Here is a 1432-nt window from a genome sequence, read left to right on the forward strand (position 1 = left end):
ATCTTGCGTAATCCCAGTGAGAATTTCAGTTCCATCCTCATCATTTAAGGCAAAGCGGACACCTGCAAACACATCATTTTGACCGATGTTCTGTGCGTTATTTCCCCGACTATCATAGAGGTACTCTCCAATAAGGCCGACATCCCAAACCGTATCAAAAGCGCCGACGATGGTATATTCGAAACCCGTCACCGCGCCGACATGATGGTCATAACTATCTCGATATACACTTTCAAGCTTCCATAACCAATCTCCGACAATGCCTTGAACATCAATACCGACATGACTCATCAGCGCATAATATGGTTTGAGTTCACCTTGCTCGAATCGAAAATAAGGATCTCGATTGGTCCCATACAAATAGCTCAAACCAATATCCCAATCACCCAGCATTTTGGAATATCGAAATGCCACATCAATGTGTTTCTCTTCCCTACTCGATTCATAAATAGCGTTGCCAGAAACAACAGGCTCCGTACGTAAACGTCCGTCTTGACCAGCAAAAGTACGCTCCCGAAAATAAGGAAGTACCATGGCATGAAAAGCGCCCCAATCTTTAATCGCCGTAAAATGTACCATTGGCTGACCCAGTTTATCTTCGCCATCAACCGCTTCCACGGCATCTGTTTGGTTCACAACATCAACCAGATGCGCGGACTCGGTGACGCCCCAAAACACTTTACTGATCCCAACTCTAAGCTCGTAATCATCCCAATACGTGAGAAAAAGCGCTTCTCTAATGTCACCGTGGGTTCTTTCATCATCGAGGCTATCGACTCGAAAAAACGGTGTGAAGGTGAAGCTACTCTCTCCGCTTTGGAAGTCCCAGTAAAGTTCAGGCTGAACTACAACAGAGCTTTGGCCTTTACTCTGCCCTTGCAGCCCTTGAGAGAGAAACTGTCGATGCTCAACATTCAATTGCCCCGCAAGCTCAAATGCGAACAGCGAGGGCGTTACCAACATCGCGAGTAATCCGCCAAGTTGGTTTACTCCTTTGCCCATATTCATACCACTCCCTTATTTAACTCGCTTGAGCACGTTTTTGTTGAAGTCGTTCTCTTCCAACCCTGTTTGAAAGCGCAAATCGCTAGTGTTCAATTCTGTGCTTTTGCCAGTTTGGTGATTCGTCATTGCCATGGTATGTGCACGCCAATATTTATTGAGGTACTGCTTATAATTAGCGAAAGTTAGAGTTTTCAATAACGCGCCTTTTCGGTCGTAAAACTCGACTTTGAGAGGGCGATAATGCGCCTTGTCAAGCCATACTACCTGCTTGGTATAACCGGAGTTCTTGTCCGTTGGGATTTGCTCTAGAACGAATACGTCTTGCCCGTTAAACTTATCATCCTTGAGGTGGTTAAAGCGGTATTTTTCGATTTCAAATGAACTCAAATCTTCATACGCAAACTCGCTTCCCATAAACGGGCCCGAC

The 1432-nt window shown here is 45.4% G+C and carries 2 protein-coding genes; both read right to left on the reverse strand.

The genetic code is table 11. The annotated features are described in order from the left end of the window. Positions 1-1002: hypothetical protein (locus R7040_RS24420; protein ID WP_318097260.1), on the reverse strand; the 1002-nt coding region annotated here is incomplete at its 3' end. Positions 1003-1017: 15 nt separating this feature from the next. Further along, positions 1018-1432, reverse strand: a 415-nt coding sequence (locus R7040_RS24425; RefSeq protein ID WP_318097259.1) for an outer membrane lipoprotein-sorting protein, incomplete at its 5' end; no start/stop codon positions are given.

Source organism: Vibrio sp. 1069 (assembly GCF_033340555.1).